Consider the following 13,181-nt stretch of genomic DNA (forward strand, 5'->3'; position numbering starts at 1 on the left):
TTCTGCCGGTCTACCGGTAGCCGGTCACGTCCGCCGGTTTGCCCGCGTCGACCACCTCGGTGATGTAGCGGAAGCCCTCGGGTTGGCTGCCGTCCAGGTCGGTGAACCCGTACACCTTGGACAGCGTGCCGGCGTCGACGGATGTGCCGCTCCAGCGGGCCTTCTCCTCGTCGGCGGCGAGCGCGGCCACCGCCCGACCGACAAAGGCCGGGGTCTCCGAGATGAGGAAGTTCGGGTCGGTGGCGGCGCCGTCGCGCCAGTTCTCCTCGGTCACACCGAAGTGCTCAAGCATCGCCTCGGAGCGGATCCAACCGGGGGTGAGCGCGACGGCCGTGCAGCCGTGCGGCTTCAGCTCGTGCGCCTGGCTGAAGGCGAGCCGGTTGACCGAGACCTTGGCCAGGTCGTAGAAGACCGACAGCCGGTAGTTCTCGTCGTTGTACGCCTTGGTGCCGTCGCCCATCTCCACCACCAGCCCGCCGGGCTTACGGATCAGCAGCGGCAGGGCGAAGTGGCTGGTGATGATGTGCGTGTCGACGGCCAGTCGCAGGGTACGGAAGCCGGCGTCGAGCGGCTGCTCCCAGACCGGCTTGTTCCAGGTGACCAGCGGGTCGCCGCCCCAGATGTCGTTCACCAGCACGTCGAGTTGCCCCTGCTCGGCGTCGATCCGGGCGACCAGGTCGCGGACCTGCTCGGGCACCAGGTGGTCGACCTGGACGGCGATGCCGGTGCCGCCGGCCGCGGTGACCAGCTCGGCGGTCTCCTCGATGGTCTCCGGTCGGCCCATTTCGGAGCGGCCGGCCCGGGTGCTGCGACCGGTGGCGTAGACCGTGGCACCTGCCGCGCCGAGCTGAACGGCGATCTGCCGCCCGGCGCCACGGGTGGCACCGGCGACGAGCGCGATCTTTCCTGTGAGCGGTTGTGTCATGCCTGCGACGTTGTCAGGGATACCTGACAACCGACGTCCGAATTCGTTACTCGATCTAGTCCACCAGCCGGACCCGGACCCGGCGGTTGGCCCGGCCCTTGCTCTCCACCTTGACCACCTGCACCTTGCCGATCTGGGCGGTGGAGGCGACGTGGGTGCCGCCGTCGGCCTGCACGTCCAGCCCGACGATGTCGACGATCCGGACCTCCTGCTCGTCCGGCGGGATGAGGTTGGACTGGGTGCGGATGATGTCGGGCAGGGCCAGCGCCTCGGTGCGCGGCAGCACCCGGGTGGCGACCGAGCGGTCGGCGGCCACCTCGGCGTTGACCAGCTCCTCGATGCGGCTCTTGAAGTCCGGGGGCACCTCGGGGAGGTTGAAGTCCATCCGAGCCTCGCCCGGCTCCATCGAGTTTCCTGTCACGAGCGCGCCGAAGTCCCGGAACACCACACCGCAGAGCACGTGCAGGCCGGAGTGGGTACGCATCAGCCGGGTGCGGCGCTCGTCCTCCACCGCGCCGACGACCTCGGTGCCGACCGGCGGCAGCGGGTCACCCTCGGCGGGGATCAGGTACGGGTCGTCGCCCTTGCGGGTGCCGACGATCCGGGTCTGCACGCCCTGCCAGAGCAGCACCCCGTGGTCGGGTGGCTGACCACCGCCGCCCGGGTAGAACGCCGAACGGTCCAGCACGATGCCCTGCTCCGCGTCGGCGTGCAGGACCGTGCACGTCCACTCGCGCAGGGTCGGGTCGGCAAGGTCCAGCCGGTGCGTCCGGCCATGCTGTGTGACGCCCATGACAGGGCAGGTTACTCGTTCAGGAAGCCGGAGATGCGGTCCCGCAGATCGGCGCGTTCCGACCACAGCACGCCGGGCCGGTCGTACACGTGCAGGGTGGCCTGGGGCAGCGCGACGGCGAGCCGCTCGGCGACCTCGACCGGGTGCAGGTCGTCGCCCGCGCAACCGATCACCAACGCCGGGGCGGTGACCGCCGTCAGGTCACCGATCTGGCGCAGCGGTGTCTGGTCGGTGAGCGTGGCCAGACCGTCGGCCAGACCGTCGCGGAGCAGTTGGTCGAGCCGTTGCCGCAGATAGGCCCAGCCGGCCGGGGTGTTGCGCACCGCCGACGGCAACTCCAGCGTGACGATGTCGGCGACCGCCGAGGCGTCCCCGCTCTCCACCGCCTCCAGCAGGTCGGTGACGCGTTCCCGGGCGGTCGGCCCGCGTGGCTCGTCGAGGACCGCCGGCAGGAAGAAGACCAGCCTGTCGAAACGCTCCGGGCTCTCCGCGAGGAGTCGGCAGAGCGCACCCGCGCCGAGGCTCGCGCCGAACGCCCGGCTGGCGCCCCCGAGGTCGGCGATCGCCCGCAGATCCCGGGCCAGGTCCAGGTAGTCCCACGGCCCGTCCGGCGCTTCGGAACGGCCGTGCCCGCGGAACTGGAAGAACACCTTGCGGCCGTTCACCCCACTGCCGAACGGGCGGGTGGTGGCGATGCCCTGACCGAGCCCGTGTGCGAACACGGTGACCGGATCACCGGTGCCGGTGACCAGCCGCTCCAGCCGTACGCCGTGTGGGGTGGTGACCAGCTCGGTCTCCGGCTCCGGCAGCGCCGGCCGGCCGGTACGCGGCCCACCCGGCCCGGGCCCCCAGGTGCGGGGCCCGCTGTCGGGTGGGGGCGGCCAGCGAAAACCTCTCACCAGAACCCTTTGCCGTCGCTCAGGTCGCGCAGACCGACCCGGACGTCGAGCAGGTAGATGAGCGCGGCGGCGATGCCGATCAGTCCGAAGAGGCTGATCGGACCGAAGCCGAGCAGGGTGAGCACGAGGCAGACCGCCAGGATGGCGATCCAGCCGCCCTTGGGCAGCGTCCCGATGGCGGGGAAGGCGTCGGAGCGCTGCGTGACGGCGTGCACCAGCGCGACACCCTGGATGATCAGCGCGAAGACGAGCAGAATCAGCTCGATCACGTAACGGACTTCGAACGCGAAGATCGGCGCGGCGTTGGCCATGTCGGCAAGTTTATGTCCACGACCCCGGCTACGTCCGACAAGGACGCCGCCGGGGTCGCGGACAGGACGAGCTACTCGGCGGCCGGACGGGTCCGCTTGGTGGCCCGGGGGAGCTTCGCCGACGGGGTCTCGGGCTGCTTGGCGGCCTTCGGCGCGCGGGCAACCTTCTTGACCGCAGCCGGCTTGGCCTCGGCGATCTCGGCCACGTCGGCCGGGGTCGGCGCGTCGACGGGGGCGGCCGGGGCGGTGGTGGCAGCCGCAGTGGTGGCCGGCGTCACGGCCTCGGTGGCCTCGATGTCGGCGTTGACCGTCTCGGCGGCCTCCAGCACGCCGGCACCGACGACCCGCTCGCCCCGGGCGACAAGCGCGCCGTACGCGGCGAACGCGCGCTCCTGGGCGACCTGGGCGCTCGCGACCACCAGGGCGGCGTTGCGGGTCGCGGCGGCGCGCAGCTTGTCGATGTCGGCCACCTCGCGCAGCTTCGCCAGGTCGGCGGTCTCGTTGGCGGTGCGCAGCGTCTCGGTGGCCTTCTGCTTCAGCTCGAAGCCGGTCAGCACGGCCCGGCCACCCAGGTCCGCGACGACCCGGGTGCTGAGGACGCCGACCACGGCCGGCAGCTTGCGCAGCTGCTCGATGGCCAGCTCACCGGCGCCGGCTGCGGCGTAGATCGGGGCGGGGATGCGGTTGGTCTTCGGCTCGCTCATGACGTCTCCTCTTCGGCCGCCTGGGCGGCCTTCTTCTGGGGGATGTTGGTGCTGCCCGGGGCGGGGGCGGTGCCCGCCTCGGTGACGGCGACCGACTCGAGCACGGCCTCGGTCGGAGTGCCGCCCACGGTGGTGGGGCCGGTGGCGGCCACATTGGCCAGGTCGGCGGCCTGGCTGGTCGGCTGGCTGACGGCCGGGCCAGCGGGCTGGTCGGCGGGCTGGTCGGCGGGCTGGTCGGCCTGAGCCGCCTCGGCTTCGGCCTGGGCCTCGGCCAGCCGGGTGTTCTCCCGGCGGAACGTCTCGTAGATCTGACTGAGTGACTGCTTCTGCGCCATCGTCAGGTCGGCGTCCACGGCGATGGCGGCGAGCACCCCGTGGCCTTCCTTGTCGTCCAACAGACCGGCGCGCAGGTACATCGCCGGCGTGGAGACCCGCAGCGCGCTCGCCAGTTGCTGGAGCACCTCGGCGCTGGGTTTGCGCAGGCCGCGCTCGATCTGGCTGAGGTACGGGTTGCTGACCCCCGCCTGCTCGGCGAGCTGCCGTAGCGAGATCTTGGCGTTGCGCCGCAGATCGCGGATGAACCCGCCGACGTCGGGAAGGTCCTTGGGTGTGGCCATGGCAGCGACGCTAACCGCCCGCGCTAGCTCTTGCAAGCAAAACGCTAGCCATAGTTAGCAAGGTCTCAGCATCCCGTTTGCACGTCGCCCCGGTCGATCCGTACGGTCCGTCCGTGCACAAGATCACAGTCAATGGAGCAAGCATCGCGTACGACGAGGCCGGCACGGGTACGCCCGTCGTCCTGCTGCACGCCGGAATCGCCGACCGGCGGATGTGGCGGGGGCAGGTGTCCGCGCTCGCCGCCCGGCACCGGGTGATCGTCCCGGACCTGCGCGGCTACGGCGACTCGGAACTCCCCCCGGCCCCGTTCACGCACCACGACGACGTGGCCGGACTGCTGGACGCGCTCGACCTGCCCCGGGCCGCCCTGGTCGGCTGCTCCTTCGGCGGGGCGGTCGCCATCGACACCGCGCTGGCCCACCCCGACCGGGTGAGCGCGCTCGCGCTGTTCGACACGGCGGTCTCCGGCAACGAGTGGTCCGACGAGGCGAACGACCTCTGGGACGACCTGGTCGGAGAGGTCGACCCGGACGACTTCGTCGCCGGCGCGGCCGGTGAGGTGCGGTTCTGGGTGGTCGGCCCGGGACGCCAGCCGAAGGACGTCGACCCGGAATTGCTCGCGTTCGCGCAGGAGATGGACCAGCGCGCCCTCGCCGCCGAGCTGGCGCTCGGCGCCGTCGAGGTGGGCGAGCTGACGCCACCGGCGATCGGCCGTCTCGGCGAGCTGAAGATCCCCGTCCTGGTCACCGCCGGTGCCGCGGACGTGCCGGACATCAGTCGGCTCGCGGACCGGATCGCCGCCGAGGTGCCCGGCGCGGTACGACTGCCCGACGTGCCGGACGCCGCGCACCTGCTGCCGCTGGAGCGACCGGAGCCGGTCAACGCCGCGCTGCTCGACTTCCTGTGCTGACGGTGCGACAGGGCTGACGCCGCGACGAGCGCTATACCTCAGAGTCATATTTATGCCCGTGAGGTATAGCGCTCGATCCGGAGTTGGCCGCCGCGCCAAGCAGCCGGGCCGCGCCAAGCAGCCGGGCCGCGTCAAACAGCTGGGCCGGTGGTGTCACCAGAGCGGGCGGACCGCCCCGACCGGGACCCCGCCGCCGAAGAGCGGCACCTCCGCGTACTCGGTCAGCACCGGGGCGTCCACGCCGAGCCGGCGCAGCGCGGAGACCAGTACCGGCATCCGAGCCCGGTCGGCGCCGTCGTCGACCTTGAGTGCGACGGCGCCGACGCCCGGCAGCGCCACGGCGATCACGCCCTCGGCGCCGACCTTGGCCAGCAGCCCCGGGACGCCCCGCATCAGCCGGGTGTCGTCGGCCTGGGTGCCGCCCACGATCTCCGGGTACGACCGCATCGCGTCGGCCACCGTCCGTGGCACCGAGCCGGGCTCGGCGTCGACCAGTCGGAGGTACGCCCCGGCCAGGCCGGTCAGCGACACCGCGAGCACCGGGGCACCGCAGCCGTCGACACCCACCGCCGCCGCCTGCTCGCCGGTGAACTCCTCGATGGCGGCCCGCAACCGCTGCTGCAGCGGGTGCTCCGGCCGCCAGTAGCCCTCCCGCGACCAACCGGCGGCCTCGCAGGTCAGCAGCATCCCGCTGTGCTTGCCGGAGCAGTTCATCTGCACCCGGCTCGGGCCACCACCGGCGCGCAGCACCGCCTCCCGGGCCGCCGCGCCCACCGGCAGGTCGGGCGGGCAGTGCAGCGCCGACTCGTCCAGCCCGGCGCGCTCCAGCAGCGCACCGACCCGGGCCAGGTGGAACTCCTCACCCGCGTGGCTCGCCGAGATCAGCGCCACGTCGGCCGGGTCGGTCAGGGCCAGGCCGGCCCGCAGCATCCCGATCGCCTGCATCGGCTTGCTGGCCGAGCGGGGGAAGATCGGCGAGGTCACGTCCCCGGCGGACGCCACCGCGACACCGGCGGCGTCGAGGACCACCACCGAGCCGCGGTGCGCGCCCTCCACGAACCCGGACCGGACCACCTCGGCGAGCGGCGCGCCGCCCTCGTACGTCTTCGTCACGCGCTGGACGGTACCGACGGTCCGGGGGTGCCCGGCGGCGGGGTGACCAGGAGGTCCACCGCCCGGGTGACAGGGGCGCGGGACAGACCCGGCCTTACAGCCCGAGCAACTCGCGGGCCTCGGTGGTGGTCAGCGGCGGGCGCTGGGCGAGCTGGGCGAAACCCACCGCGCGGGCGACCAACTGCATGTTGGACTCCACCGGGCGGCCCTTCGCGTACGTCACGGTGTCCTCCATGCCGACCCGCAGGTGGCCGCCGGCCGACAGCGAGGCCAGCAGCACCGCGATGGTGCTCCGGCCGACGCCGGTGGCCGAGAAGGTGGTGCCCTCGGGCAGGTCCCGCAGCATCCGGTGCGCCGCGACGAGGGTCTCGGTGGTGCCCGGCATGCCGCCCGGCACCCCCATCACGAAGTCGACGTGCACGTGCCCGCCGGCCGGCAGCCCGTACTTGCCGAGCAACCGCTGCAACGCGGACAGGTGGCCGAGGTCGAAGATCTCGTACTCCGGCACGATCCCGCGTTCCTGCATCCGGGTGTGCAGGTCGACGATGAACTCCCAGCGGTTGAGGAAGACGTCGTCGCCGAAGTTGACCGTGCCCATGGTGCAGGAGGCCATGTCCGGGCGGGCGTCGAGCACGGCGAGCCGGGCGGCCTCCGGGTCGGTCACCGCGCCGCCGGAGGAGAGCTGCACGATCAGGTCGGTGCTGTCCCGCAGCGCCGCCACCGTGTCGGCCAGTCGCACCGGGTCGAGCGTCGGCCGGGCCTCGTCGTCGCGGATGTGGACGTGGATCACGGCGGCGCCGAGCGCCTCGCACTCCTTGGCGGTGAGCAGCAACTCGTCGAGGGTCACCGGCAGCGCCGGCACCTCCGCCTTGGCCGACTCAGCGCCGGTCGGGGCCACCGTGATCAACGTCCCTGTCGTCATGCCGGCGATCCTAGACGGCCCGCTCAGGACGGGTCGATCGCCGCCGCGGTCTCGCCGATCAGCAACGCGGCGTCGTCCGGGACGTTGCGCTTCAGCACCGCGAGAGCGACCTGGCCCAGCTCGTGGTGCAGCACGGCGGTGCCGACGAAGCCGACCGCCCGGCCGTCGAGGGTCACCGGCGTACCGGCCACCGGGGGCTGATCGGTGGTCACCCCGTCCAGATGCAGCAGTACGAGGCGACGCGGCGGCCGACCCATGTTGTGCACCCGGGCCACCGTCTCCTGCCCCCGGTAGCAACCCTTGTCCAGATGCACCGCCGGGGCGATCAGGTCGACCTCGGCCGGAATGGTCCGGTGGTCGGTGTCCACCCCGACCCGGGCCTGCCGGGCGGCCACCCGGATCGCCTCGTACGCCCACAGCCCGGCGACCGGCACGCCGGCGCCGCGCAGCTCCGCCACCACCTGGTCCATCGCCGACCGGGGCACCAGCAGGTCCACCCCGAGCGGACCACGTCGGGCCCAGCCGCCGGTCGGCAGCGGTCGTACGTCGTACCGAACGCTCGCCCGGGGTGGCACGGCGCCGTGCGCGAACTTCGGACCCGGCACCGCGACCACGTCCGGTGCGGCGAGCCCGGTCACGCCGAGCGTGCCGAGCGCCTCCATGGCCGCCGGCCCGACCAGCGACAACAGTGCGCGTTCGGCCGTCGCGTCGCGTGGTTCGACCTTGCTGAAGAACCGCATCTTCTCCAGGTAGGTCAGCAGGCCCTGGGTCGCACCGGGATCGGTGTCCAGCCAGGCGGTCTCGCCGTCCTCGGCGACCATGGCGTGCTGCTCGATGTGGCCGTGCGGCGACAGCACCAGCAACTCGGTGCCCTCGCCCGCGGAGAGCGCGGTCAGGTGCTGCGAGGTGATCGTGTGCAGCCAGCCGGCCCGTTCCTCCCCGGGCACCGCGATGACCCCTCGATGCGACCGGTCGACCAGACCGACCTCGGTGTCGAGGGTGCGCTGCTCACGCAGCGGATCGCCGTAGTGCGCGGCCACCCCCCGCACGCCGGCCGCGACGTGCGCCGGATCGGGCTGGTCACGGCTGGCCTCGTCGATGCTCTCGACGGCCACCGCACCCGCGATGTCGATCATTTTTCGTCCCCGTTCTCGCAGCGTACGCAGACGCCGAAGAGTGACACGTGCCCGATGTCCACCCGGAACCCGCGCTGCGCGGCCAACTGGTCGGCGAGGGGACGGAGCAGCTCCGGATCGATCTCGTCGATCGCGCCACACTCCCGGCAGACCAGATGGACGTGTTGGTGTTCACCGGCGGCGTGATAGGTCGGTGAGCCGTGCGACAGGTGCGTGTGGGTGACCAGGCCGAGCCGTTCCAGCAGCTCAAGCGTGCGGTAGATGGTGGTGATGTTGACGCCGGCGGCTACCTCCCGGACCGCGGTGTGCACCTGCTCCGGGGTGGCGTGGCCCAGATCGAGCACCGCCTGGAGGACGAGCTGCCGCTGGGGCGTCAGCCGCAGCCCACGGGCCCGCAGCATTTCCGCGAGGGAGGATTCGGACACCGTCCGATCATAGTTCGGCCACCAGGCTGTTCTCCGCACCGCGATCGATCCCCGCTAGGCTCGACGGTCATGGTGGGGTCGTCCGTCGGGAAGGTCGCGGCCGAGCCGACCGCGCGGATCGCCGTCCTGGGTCGCGGCCCGGTGCCGCCCGGCGACCCGGTGCTCCGCGGCGACGACCTCGGGGTGCTGCACGGTGACGGCCTCTTCGAGACCATGCACCTGCGCGACGGCGAGCCGTGGCTGCGCGACGAACACCTGGCCCGCCTGACCACCGCGGCCGCCGCCGTCGAGCTGGTCCTGCCCCCCACCGCCGCACTGATCGACCTGTTGGACGAGGTACGAACCGGCTGGCCAGCGCCGGTGGAGGGCGCTCTTCGGCTGGTCTGCACCCGAGGCCCGGAGGCCGGTGGCCCGCCCACGGTCTACGCCACGCTGGCCGAGGTGCCGGCGCCCGCCCGGGCCGCCCGGCGGGACGGAATCACGGTGGCCACCCTGCCGCTGGGGCTGCCCGCCGCCGCCCGGAACGGGCTGAGCTGGTTGCCGGCCGGTATCAAGTCCACGTCGTACGCGGTCAACAGCGCCGCCCGCCGCTGGGCCCGCCGGGCCGGCGTGGACGACGTGCTCTGGATCTCCTCCGACGGGTACGCGCTGGAGGGCCCCACCGCAAATGTGGTGTGGCTCACCGACGACACCCTCTGCACGGTGCCGGCCGCCACCACCGGCATCCTCGCCGGCACCACCGCGGCCTGGCTGCTCGCCCACGCGGCCGAGCTGGGCCTGAGCGCCGCCGAGCGGATGGTCACCACCGCCGAGCTGCACGCGGCGGACGGCGTGTGGTTCACGTCGTCGCTGCGCGGGCCCGCCGAGGTCCACACGCTGGACGGGGTACGTCGGGCTCGCTGCCCGCGTACCCCCGCCCTACAGGCCCTGCTGGGTTTCCCCGTCTAGTCGGCCGCCGACCGTCGAGGTCAGCCGCCGACCCGGACGAGTCGGGCCGACAGGTGCGGGCTGAGCCCGTGCCCCATGGCGGCCATCTCCTGGGCGTAGAGCAGCGCACCCTCGACGATCCCGAAGAGCCGGTGCCCGCCGGTGACCTCCTTGGCGGTCGGAGTCCGGATCACCGCGTCGGTGGCGAACTCGACCTGCGTGCCGGTGCGCTTGCCCAGGTGCAGCTCCATCACCCCGGTCGGGGTGGTCAGCAGCGCCTCCAACTCGTCGGTCGCCCGCCCATCCACCAGCACCGGCCGCCACCAGCCGACCTCACGACCGGCCGGACGGACCGGCTTGCTCTGCTCGTCGAGGATCCAGGCACGCGACTCGTAGTGCAGGAACGGTCGGCCGTCGTGGCTGATCCGGATCTCCTGCGCGTAGTCGAAATCCTCGATGGTGGGGAAGCCGCCCTTGCCCCGACCACGCCACAGACCGATGTACGGCAGCAGGGCGTCCAACGCGGGGTGCAGCTTCGGCCCGACCCGCAGGTCGTGACTCTCCTCGAACGGGTACTCCTCGACCGGCGGCGCGTTCAGCCACGGCGGCTGCAGCGGGTTCTCGCTCACAGGGCCACCTTCGTTCGCGACTGCGGGGCTCGCAGGCCCGGCTCACTCCTCGCGCTCACCAGCGTCCTCTCGAAATGCGTACGGCAAGGTAGACCAGGCCACCGGCGAGCCCGCCCAGGCCAGCGACCAGCAGGCTGACAAACCCGATCTCGGTAACCATCCCGGCCATCCTATGCTGGGCCCATGGCCCGCTCTCTCGTCGTCAAGGTCACCGCAGGGGCGGACGCCCCGGAGCGGTGCGCGCAGGCATTCACCGTCGCCGCGACGGCGGTGGCGGCCGGGGTGGACGTCTCGCTCTGGCTGACCGGTGAGTCGACCTGGTTCGCGCTGCCCGGTCGCGCCCAGCAGTTCGACCTGCCGCACTCCGCACCCCTGGCCGAGTTGCTGCACGTCATCCTCACCAGCGGCCGGGTGACCGCCTGCACGCAGTGCGCGGCTCGACGGGACATCGGCCCGGACGACGTACTCCCCGGGGTACGGATCGCCGGTGCCGCGGTCTTCGTCGAGGAGGCGTTGGCCGAGGGCGCGCAGGCACTCGTCTACTGACCGCACGAGGCGGTGGGTCGATCCGGGCGGAGTACCGATACCGACCCGACATCTCGGACGGCTGCCTACGATTCGGATGTGACCGAGGCGGCGGAGAGGTTCTTCGAAGCACTGCCGTCGCGCGCCCGCGACGTCCTGGGCGGCCTGGCCGACGGCACCCTCCAGATCGACCTCGGTGACGACCACCGGACCGAACACTGGCTGGTCCGGATGCGCCCCGGCTTCGTCGAGGTCAGCCGTGGGCGGGGCCCGGCCGACGCCATCTGGTACAGCAGCGCAGCCCTCTTCGACCGACTGATCACCGGCGAGGCCCAGGGGGTCGCGGCGGTGCTGCGCAACGAGAGCACGTTCAGCGGGAACGTGGTGCTCTTCCTCGCGTTCCGCCGATTCTTCCCGAACCCGCCCGGCACCCGCGACCCCCGCGAAACGGCCCGTCGAGCAGCCGGGCGACTCAGGTGAAGGACCTCGTCAGCATTCTGGACGGCAACACCTTCCTGGTCAGCGACCGGCGTGGGGACATCGAACCGTCCTACGACTTCCCCACCGGGCTGTTCTCCTTCGACACCCGCTTCCTGTCCACGTGGGTGCTCACCCTGGACGGCAAACGGCTGCACGCCCTCTCCGTCGACGACGCCGAGTCGTACCGCACCAAGTTCTTCCTCGCCCCCGGCGAACCCACCCACTATCTGGACGCCAAGGCGTCGGTGATCCGCAGCCGGGCGATCGTGGGCAGCTTCGAGGAGGAGCTGACCGTGCTGAACCACCTCGGCGCGGAGGTCGAGTGCACCGTCCGGATCGAGATCGGGGCCGACTTCGCCGATCTGTTCGAGATCAAGAACTCTCGGCAGAAGCGGGGCCGGACCACCGTCACCGTCGCCGAGAACGAGCTGCGGCTGACCTACCGGCGGGAGGCGTTCCACCGGGAGATGGTGGTCAGCACCACCGCGCCGGCCGAGGTCGACGAGACCGGGATGACCTTCCGGATCCGGATAGCCCGCAACGGCAGGTGGACCACCCGGTTGCACGTGTCAAGCGTCGTCTACGGAGCCCGTGGCGAGGACATCCGGGCCACCCTGCCGTACGGCGGCAGCCGCAGCGCGGACGCCATCCGCGCCGAGCAGCAGGAGCTGATCGACCGGGCGCCGAAGCTCGGCTGCGACTGCGAGCCGCTGGCCGGGGCGTACCGGCGCAGCCTCAACGACCTGGCCGCACTGCGCTACGAGTCGATCGCCCTGGGCGTGCGGCTGATCGCCGCGGGGCTCCCCTGGTTCATGACCCTGTTCGGCCGGGACAGCATCATCACCTCGTTGCAGGTGTTGCCGTTCCTGCCGGAGCTGGTCCCGCCGACCATCCTGATGCTGGCCGGACTGCAGGGGCAGCGGGTGGACGACTTCCGGGACGAGGAACCCGGCAAGATCCTGCACGAGCTGCGGTACGGCGAGACCGCCGGCTTCGAGGAGCAGCCGCACTCGCCGTACTACGGGTCGGCCGACTCGACGCCCCTGTTCATCATCCTGATCGACGAGTACGAGCGGTGGACCGGTGACGCCGCGCTCGTCCGCCGGCTGGAGCCGCAGGTCCGCGCTGCGTTGGAGTGGATCGACACCTACGGAGACCTGCTCGGCACCGGCTACCTCTGGTACCAGACCCGCAACCCGGAGACCGGTCTGCAGAACCAGTGTTGGAAGGACTCCTGGGACGCCATCTCGTACGCCGACGGCCAACTGCCCGACTTTCCCCGGGCCACCTGCGAGTTGCAGGGCTACGCGTACGACGCGAAGCTCCGGGCCGCCCGGCTGGCCCGGACGTTCTGGGACGACCCGGAGTTCGCCGACGAGTTGGAGCGGCAGGCCGCCGACCTCAAACGGCGGTTCGACCGCGACTTCTGGATCCCCGACCGGGAGCACTACGCGCTCGCGCTGGACGCCGACGGTCGGCAGGTGGACGCGCTGACCTCGAACATCGGGCACCTGCTGTGGAGCGGCATCGTGGACGAGTCGCGCGCCAGCAAGGTGGTCGAGCACCTGCTCGGTCCACGCCTGTTCTCCGGCTGGGGGGTGCGGACGCTCGCCGTGGACGAGGGACGGTACAACCCGATCGGCTACCACGTGGGCACGGTCTGGCCGTTCGACAACTCGATCATTGCCTGGGGGTTGTGGCGGTACGGCTTCCGGAAGGAGGCCGGGTTGCTCTGCGACACGATGCTGGCGGCGTCCCGGTACTTCGAGGGGCGGCTGCCGGAGGCGTTCGCCGGCTACGCCCGGGACCTCACCGACTACCCGGTGGAGTACCCGACCGCGTGCAGCCCGCAGGCCTGGTCGAC

Annotated in this window: 17 protein-coding genes; 5 read left to right on the forward strand and 12 right to left on the reverse strand. The window is 72.0% G+C overall.

The genetic code is table 11. The annotated features are described in order from the left end of the window. Positions 1-10: 10 nt before the first annotated feature. The 6 genes from PSH25_RS17600 to PSH25_RS17625 all read right to left on the reverse strand — a co-directional run bounded on the left by PSH25_RS17600 (position 11) and on the right by PSH25_RS17625 (position 4,249). Entirely contained in the window at positions 11-925 is a 915-nt protein-coding gene (locus tag PSH25_RS17600; RefSeq protein WP_238660112.1) for an SDR family oxidoreductase, read from the reverse strand. A gap of 55 nt (positions 926-980) precedes the next feature. Beyond that, a complete protein-coding gene (locus PSH25_RS17605) occupies positions 981-1,718 on the reverse strand; it encodes an alanyl-tRNA editing protein (RefSeq protein ID WP_238660113.1) in 738 nt (245 codons plus the stop codon). Positions 1,719-1,729: 11 nt separating this feature from the next. Continuing rightward, positions 1,730-2,617: an alpha/beta fold hydrolase gene (locus tag PSH25_RS17610; RefSeq protein ID WP_238660114.1), complete on the reverse strand. Its 888-nt coding sequence runs from the start codon at positions 2,615-2,617 to the stop codon at positions 1,730-1,732. Next, entirely contained in the window at positions 2,614-2,928 is a 315-nt protein-coding gene (locus PSH25_RS17615; RefSeq protein WP_030327754.1) for a DUF2516 family protein, read from the reverse strand. Before PSH25_RS17615 ends, PSH25_RS17610 begins: the two co-directional genes overlap by 4 nt. Positions 2,929-2,999: 71 nt before the next feature. Then, positions 3,000-3,632, reverse strand: a complete 633-nt coding sequence (locus tag PSH25_RS17620; RefSeq protein ID WP_238660115.1) for a hypothetical protein — start codon at positions 3,630-3,632, stop codon at positions 3,000-3,002. Continuing rightward, positions 3,629-4,249 (reverse strand): helix-turn-helix domain-containing protein, encoded by a 621-nt coding sequence (locus PSH25_RS17625; protein ID WP_238660116.1) that lies wholly within the window; start codon positions 4,247-4,249, stop codon positions 3,629-3,631. The genes PSH25_RS17620 and PSH25_RS17625 overlap by 4 nt, the downstream gene beginning before the upstream one ends. 113 nt (positions 4,250-4,362) lie before the next feature. On the opposite strand from PSH25_RS17625, the gene PSH25_RS17630 reads away from it, so the two are divergent. Next, positions 4,363-5,160, forward strand: coding sequence for an alpha/beta fold hydrolase (locus PSH25_RS17630; RefSeq protein ID WP_238660117.1), 798 nt, complete (start codon positions 4,363-4,365; stop codon positions 5,158-5,160). A gap of 153 nt (positions 5,161-5,313) precedes the next feature. Here the strand turns inward: PSH25_RS17630 and PSH25_RS17635 are convergent, their stop codons facing one another. The 4 genes from PSH25_RS17635 to PSH25_RS17650 form a co-directional block, all read right to left on the reverse strand. Next, positions 5,314-6,273, reverse strand: coding sequence for an asparaginase (locus PSH25_RS17635; protein WP_238660118.1), 960 nt, complete (start codon positions 6,271-6,273; stop codon positions 5,314-5,316). Positions 6,274-6,367: 94 nt separating this feature from the next. After that, positions 6,368-7,195: a beta-keto acid cleavage family enzyme gene (locus PSH25_RS17640; RefSeq protein WP_238660119.1), complete on the reverse strand. Its 828-nt coding sequence runs from the start codon at positions 7,193-7,195 to the stop codon at positions 6,368-6,370. Between the two features lie 23 nt (positions 7,196-7,218). Beyond that, positions 7,219-8,331 carry a CAF17-like 4Fe-4S cluster assembly/insertion protein YgfZ gene (ygfZ, locus tag PSH25_RS17645; RefSeq protein ID WP_238660120.1) on the reverse strand — a complete coding sequence of 371 codons (1,113 nt, stop codon included), beginning with the start codon at positions 8,329-8,331 and terminating at the stop codon, positions 7,219-7,221. Next, a complete protein-coding gene (locus PSH25_RS17650; protein WP_238660121.1) occupies positions 8,328-8,756 on the reverse strand; it encodes a Fur family transcriptional regulator in 429 nt (142 codons plus the stop codon). Before PSH25_RS17650 ends, ygfZ begins: the two co-directional genes overlap by 4 nt. Positions 8,757-8,825: 69 nt before the next feature. Here PSH25_RS17650 and PSH25_RS17655 point away from each other — a divergent pair, with 69 nt between their 5' ends. Continuing rightward, positions 8,826-9,704 (forward strand): aminotransferase class IV, encoded by an 879-nt coding sequence (locus PSH25_RS17655; protein ID WP_238660122.1) that lies wholly within the window; start codon positions 8,826-8,828, stop codon positions 9,702-9,704. A 20-nt stretch (positions 9,705-9,724) separates the two neighbouring features. Here the strand turns inward: PSH25_RS17655 and PSH25_RS17660 are convergent, their stop codons facing one another. Both PSH25_RS17660 and mtfM read right to left on the reverse strand, forming a co-directional pair. Next, positions 9,725-10,312 carry a heme-binding beta-barrel domain-containing protein gene (locus PSH25_RS17660; RefSeq protein WP_238660123.1) on the reverse strand — a complete coding sequence of 196 codons (588 nt, stop codon included), beginning with the start codon at positions 10,310-10,312 and terminating at the stop codon, positions 9,725-9,727. Positions 10,313-10,367: 55 nt separating this feature from the next. Further along, positions 10,368-10,472, reverse strand: coding sequence for a small membrane protein MtfM (mtfM, locus tag PSH25_RS33705; protein ID WP_030327764.1), 105 nt, complete (start codon positions 10,470-10,472; stop codon positions 10,368-10,370). A gap of 23 nt (positions 10,473-10,495) precedes the next feature. Here mtfM and PSH25_RS17665 point away from each other — a divergent pair, with 23 nt between their 5' ends. The 3 genes from PSH25_RS17665 to PSH25_RS17675 form a co-directional block, all read left to right on the forward strand. Continuing rightward, a complete protein-coding gene (locus tag PSH25_RS17665; protein WP_238660124.1) occupies positions 10,496-10,858 on the forward strand; it encodes a DsrE family protein in 363 nt (120 codons plus the stop codon). Positions 10,859-10,936: 78 nt separating this feature from the next. Further along, the gene (locus PSH25_RS17670) at positions 10,937-11,317 is read left to right on the forward strand and encodes an SCP2 sterol-binding domain-containing protein (RefSeq protein WP_238660125.1); all 381 of its coding nucleotides are present in this window, start codon (positions 10,937-10,939) and stop codon (positions 11,315-11,317) included. Continuing rightward, positions 11,314-13,181, forward strand: a 1,868-nt coding sequence (locus PSH25_RS17675; RefSeq protein WP_238660126.1) for an amylo-alpha-1,6-glucosidase, incomplete at its 3' end; no start/stop codon positions are given. The genes PSH25_RS17670 and PSH25_RS17675, both read left to right, overlap by 4 nt.

Origin of the sequence: Micromonospora foliorum (assembly GCF_022229015.1) — a bacterium.
GTDB classification, from domain to species: domain Bacteria; phylum Actinomycetota; class Actinomycetes; order Mycobacteriales; family Micromonosporaceae; genus Micromonospora; species Micromonospora foliorum.